Annotated in this window: 1 tRNA gene and 3 rRNA genes; all 4 read left to right on the forward strand. The window is 50.9% G+C overall.

The window, feature by feature from the left end:
• The first annotated feature begins 248 nt into the window (after positions 1-248).
• The 4 genes from CUJ83_RS15440 (at position 249) to rrf (ending at position 5,633) form a co-directional block, all read left to right on the forward strand.
• Positions 249-1,725 (forward strand): 16S ribosomal RNA (locus CUJ83_RS15440).
• Positions 1,726-1,911: 186 nt separating this feature from the next.
• Positions 1,912-1,984 (forward strand) — tRNA-Ala (locus tag CUJ83_RS15445).
• Between the two features lie 434 nt (positions 1,985-2,418).
• Positions 2,419-5,332, forward strand: a 23S ribosomal RNA gene (locus tag CUJ83_RS15450).
• Between the two features lie 179 nt (positions 5,333-5,511).
• A 5S ribosomal RNA gene (gene rrf / locus CUJ83_RS15455) occupies positions 5,512-5,633 on the forward strand.
• The 16S, 23S and 5S rRNA genes sit together here with 1 tRNA gene alongside, the layout of an rRNA operon.
• The last annotated feature ends 31 nt before the right edge of the window (positions 5,634-5,664 follow it).

A 5,664-nucleotide genomic window follows, 5' to 3' on the forward strand; every position in this document is an offset into this window, starting at 1 on the left:
TAGTGAGGAGTCGAGGGGTGCACCTGTTTGTTGGTGTTATCGCGATCTCTGATGTTTGGTTGGTTGTTCGATATTTTCTGGCTGGTGTACGTTGTGTTTGTTTGCGTATGCTAGTTGGTTTGTATCGAGTGTGTACGTGTATCAAACGTGCCATTGTATCTACAATCATGGTAAGTTTGGTGTTTTGTACTCGTCAGATATATTCCTTTAGTAATATTTTCTCTTGCAGGATAAGTTAGTGTGTTTTAATTCTGGTTGATCCTGCCAGAGGTCACTGCTATCGGTGTTCGATTAAGCCATGCGAGTCGAGAGGTGTTATGGCCTCGGCGTACTGCTCAGTAACACGTGGACAACCTGCCCAAAGGTCTGGGATAACCCCGGGAAACTGGGGATAATACCGGATAGGTCACCGCTACTGGAATTTGTGCGGTGATTTAAAGTTCCGGCGCCTTTGGATGGGTCTGCGGCTGATTAGGTTGATGCCGGTGTAACGTACCGGCATGCCGATTATCAGTACGGGTTGTGGGAGCAAGAGCCCGGAGATGGATTCTGAGACACGAATCCAGGCCCTACGGGGCGCAGCAGGCGCGAAAACTTTACAATGCAGGCAACTGCGATAAGGGAACATCGAGTGGCACGCATAATGTGTGTCTGTCCAGCTGTCTAAAAAACAGCTGTTAGCAAGGGCCGGGCAAGACCGGTGCCAGCCGCCGCGGTAATACCGGCGGCTCGAGTGGTGGCCGATATTATTGAGTCTAAAGGGTCCGTAGCCGGCTTTGCAAGTCCTGTGGGAAATCCAGCGGCTTAACCGTTGGGCGTCCGCGGGATACTACATTGCTTGGGACTGGGAGAGGTAAGAGGTACTCAGGGGGTAGGAGTGAAATCCTGTAATCCTTTGGGGACCACCGGTGGCGAAGGCGTCTTACCAGAACAGGTCCGACGGTGAGGGACGAAAGCTAGGGGCACGAACCGGATTAGATACCCGGGTAGTCCTAGCCGTAAACGATGCTCGCTAGGTGTCACAGCAGTCGTGAATTGCTGTGGTGCCGTAGGGAAGCCGTGAAGCGAGCCACTTGGGAAGTACGACCGCAAGGTTGAAACTTAAAGGAATTGGCGGGGGAGCACCACAACGGGTGGAGCCTGCGGTTTAATTGGACTCAACGCCGGACAGCTTACCGGGATCGACAGTTGTATGAAGGCCAGGCTGAAGACCTTGCCGGACTATCTGAGAGGAGGTGCATGGCCGCCGTCAGTTCGTACCGTGAGGCGTCCTGTTAAGTCAGGCAACGAGCGAGACCCATGTCCACTGTTGCTAACATAACCCCTTGGGGTTGATGAGTACACGGTGGAGACCGCTGGCGCTAAGTCAGAGGAAGGAGTGGTCGACGGTAGGTCAGTATGCCCCGAATATCCCGGGCTACACGCGGGCTACAATGGATAGGACAGTGGGTAACTACACCGAAAGGTGACGTCAATCTCTTAAACCTATCCTTAGTTCGGATTGAGGGCTGTAACTCGCCCTCATGAAGATGGAATCCGTAGTAATCGCATTTCAAAACAGTGCGGTGAATACGTCCCTGCTCCTTGCACACACCGCCCGTCAAACCACCCGAGTGGGGTTTGAATGAGGGCCTTCTTTCTTGGAAGGCTCGAATTTATGCTCTGTAAGGGGGGTTAAGTCGTAACAAGGTAGCCGTAGGGGAATCTGCGGCTGGATCACCTCCTAACGAAATCAATTTTCAGCCCCACGGCTGAAATTTGTTAGGCGTGGATCTGCAAGACCACGCCGCTCAAATATGACCTATACTAGTCAGAAGTCGAAAAACAACCGATCAAAAGCAAAAAGAAAGTTTATGGCAAAAACCGTGTTAGAACGAGAGCTTAACTTGATGCTCTGAATGCCTGCATTGGGGGCTTGTAGCTCAGTTGGAAGAGCGCCGCCTTTGCAAGGCGGAGGCCCTGGGTTCAAATCCCAGCAAGTCCACTAACACCAATATTAACGCTTACGAGCGCTTCGAAAAACGAAAAAGAAGAATCGAAGGATATATATACGAAGAAGTGCTTGTAGGATGCCTGCGCACGGGTAACAACGTGCGAAACGATACGGACCGGGAGCGTTCGTATAAAATATATATGTATATGTCACTTTCATCATTTCACTGATGATCCGTCCACGTGTGGACGGCAAAATTAAAAACATAATTAAAAATGTAGATTTCATATTTGGTGCACCTACCCATGTTTTGGGTGGGGAAGATGTTGATACAAAACACATGAAGTAAATTGTAGTCCGACGAGTGTTTTGTAAGTGATGCTGTGTGTATGATAAGTCTTTGGACGCTGAATTGGATTGTGATGTCAAACAGTGGTATTGTCCGAACATAACTTTTGTTTGGATCTTGTAAACTAGTAAAAGAGTTTTTGGCGTTGCTATGCCGTTTGGTGGATGGCTGGGCTCGAGAACCGATGAAGGACGTGCCAAGCTGCGATAAGCCAGGGGGAGGCGCATGGAACCTTTGATCCCTGGATTTCCTAATGGGAACTCCTGTATGACCCGTAAGGGTCGGGAACGCCCCGAGTTGAAACATCTGCGTAGGGGCAGGAGAAGAAATCAAATTTGAGATGCCGCTAGTAACGGCGAGTGAAAACGGCTTTTTGTTCAAACTGAATCCCCCCCGGAAGGGGTGTGGAGATGTGGTGTTGTAGCCTGGTCTTTTAGTCCTATCCTTGTGAGGTTAATTCCCCTGGAACGGGGAACCATAGAGGGTGATAGTCCCGTGATCGTAACAAGAAGGATGTGATCGTGTGCTGAGTACCGTGGGTCGGATATCTCGCGGGAATCTTGGGGGACACCTGCCTCCAAAACTGAATATATCTCGAGACCGATAGCGCAATAGTAGAGTGATCGAAAGCTGAAAAGTACCCTGAGAAGGGAGGTTAAAAGAGCCTGAAACCAAATGGTGATTGAGGGACAGGGCGTTAAAGGATCTTCACGCTGAAGGAAGCAGTCGCGAGGCTGTTGTACGAAGCGTGTTGCCAACGTTCTGTCGTACGTTTTGAAGAACGGGCCAAGGAGTGTGATCGAATGGCGAGGCTAATTACGAAGGTAAGGAGCCGAAGCGAAAGCGACAAGCACGCAAGCAATGAGGTGCGACGTATACAAGTGCGTGGAGTCATTAGGTCACGACCCGAAACCAGGTGATCTAGACGTGGGCAGATTGAAGCGTAACGAAAGTTACGTGGAGGATCGTTAGCGGTACTGATATGCAAATCGTTCGCGTGACCTGCGCCTAGGGGTGAAAGTCCAATCGAACTTGGAAACAGCTGGTTCCTTCCGAAACATATCGAAGTATGACCTCACCGGAGGTAGTGGGCGAAGTAGAGCACTGATTAGGGGAGCCGGGCGGGAAACTGCTCGTCCTCTTGTCAAACTCCAAAGTCGCCTTCGCCGTAGATGGTGGGCAGTCCGGGCTGGGGGGTAAGCTTCTAGTCCGTAAGGGAGACAACCCAGACCTGGGTTAAGGTCCTTAAATGTCGGCTAAGTGTCAACACTGAAGGGCGTCCCAAGCCCTAGACAACTGGGAGGTGAGCTTAGAAGCAGCTACCCTTTAAAAATAGCGTAACAGCTTACCAGTCGAGGTTTGGGGCCCCGAAAATGGACGGGGCTAAAGCCGACTACCGAGACCCAGGGATATCGAAAGATAATTCCGTAGGGAGGCGTTCCGGCTGGGCAGAAGCAGGGCTGTAAGGTCCTGTGGACCGGTCGGAGACGAAAATCTTGGCATTAGTAGCAGCATAGCAGGGTGAGAATCCCTGCCGCCGAAAGGGCTAGGTTTCCTCGGCAATGATCGTCAGCCGAGGGTTAGTCGGTCCTAAGATGCACCTTAATCGGAGTGTGTCAAAAGGGAAACAGGTTAATATTCCTGTACTTTTACGTAGTGAAACTGACGCTTGGAGCTCGCACGGGCAGGACCGTCGTCCTGTTCAAGCATCATAGTTTTCTGGAGAAGCGTAACGCTGAGAAGGAAGATAAAGTGTGATGACGTAAGCCGTGTCACGCTCGGAGCCCATGAAAAGGGAACGTAAGATCCGTACCAAGATCCGACACTGGTGCCCCTAGTTTAGAAGACTAAGGCGTGTCGGCATACCCTGGCCAAGGGAATTCGGCAAATTAGCTCCGTAACTTCGGGATAAGGAGTGCCTGCTTTGAAGAAAGCAGGTCGCAGTGACGAGGGAGCACTAACTGTCTAATAACAACATAGCTGATCGCCAAACTGTAAAGTCTAGTACGATCAGTGAATCCTGCCCAGTGCAGGTACCTGAAAACTCAGTACAGTGGGAAGAAGGGCCTGTCAACGGCGGGGGTAACTATAACCCTCTTAAGGTAGCGTAGTACCTTGCCGCTTAATTGGCGGCTTGCATGAATGGATCAATGAGTGCTCTACTGTCCCTGGCCAGGCGCCGGTGAACATTACATCCTAGTGCAGAGTCTAGGGACCCCTAATGGGAAGTGAAGACCCCGTGGAGCTTTACTGCAACCTGTCGCTGGGTTGTGATCATGGATGTGCAGCGTAGGTAGTACCCGTCGAAACCCGGGCGCCAGCCTGGGCGGAGGGAACAATGAGACACTACCCTTCTGTGGTTACGACCCTAACTCCGAGAGGAGGACCCCGATAGGTGGGCAGTTTGGCTGGGGCGGCACGCCCTCGAAAAGATATCGAGGGCGCCCTAAGGTCAACTCAATCGAGTCAGAAACTCGACCGAGAGTGTAATAGCATAAGTTGGCTTGACTGAAATCCGCACAACGAGGATTTCAGAGACGAAAGTCGGGTATAACGAACCACTATGCCTCCGAGGTGGGGGCTATTGATGTCAGAAAAGCTACCCCGGGGATAACAGAGTCGTCGCCGGCAAGAGTACATATCGACCCGGCGGCTTGCTACCTCGATGTCGGTTCTTTCCATCCTGGCAGTGCAGCAGCTGCCAAGGGTGAGGTTGTTCGCCTATTAAAGGAGATCGTGAGCTGGGTTTAGACCGTCGTGAGACAGGTCGGTTACTATCTGTTAGGGGTGTTGTTGGTCTGACGGGAAGTTGCTTTTAGTACGAGAGGAACAAGGCAACGGCGCCTCTGGTCGATCTGTTGTCTGACAAGGCATTGCAGAGCAGCTACGCGCTAAATTGTAAGGGCTGAAAGCATCTAAGCCCGAAAAATACCCGAAAAAGAGACCAACATAGGGTTCCCGTAAAAGACGGGTTTGATAGAGTCGGGGTGTACGCACAAAGGCAACGATGTGTTTAGCCCGCGACCACTAACCACCCAAACCGCCAAAAACCAAAAACAAAGCACAAGACAACAAACAAGAATCACAAAGACAAAACCAACAAAACATCGCATTCCAAAGCGAAATCCAAAGACCAAACAAAACAAGAATACATGCACATAGCAAACAAAAAAACAGTATATGCCAATCGTTATGGCAAAAAACACCAGATCACAATCACAAGGCTGGTTTTGGCGGCCATAGCTGCGGGGAAACACCCGGTCCCATCCCGAACCCGGAAGTTAAGCCCGCACACGTAATGCCCTGTACTGAGGTACGCGAGTCCCCGGGAACGGCAATAAGCCGCCAAACCAACCAAAAAACCACCCAAATTATAAAAAAT

Origin of the sequence: Methanooceanicella nereidis (genome assembly GCF_021023085.1) — an archaeon.
Taxonomy (GTDB): Archaea; Halobacteriota; Methanocellia; order Methanocellales; family Methanocellaceae; genus Methanooceanicella; species Methanooceanicella nereidis.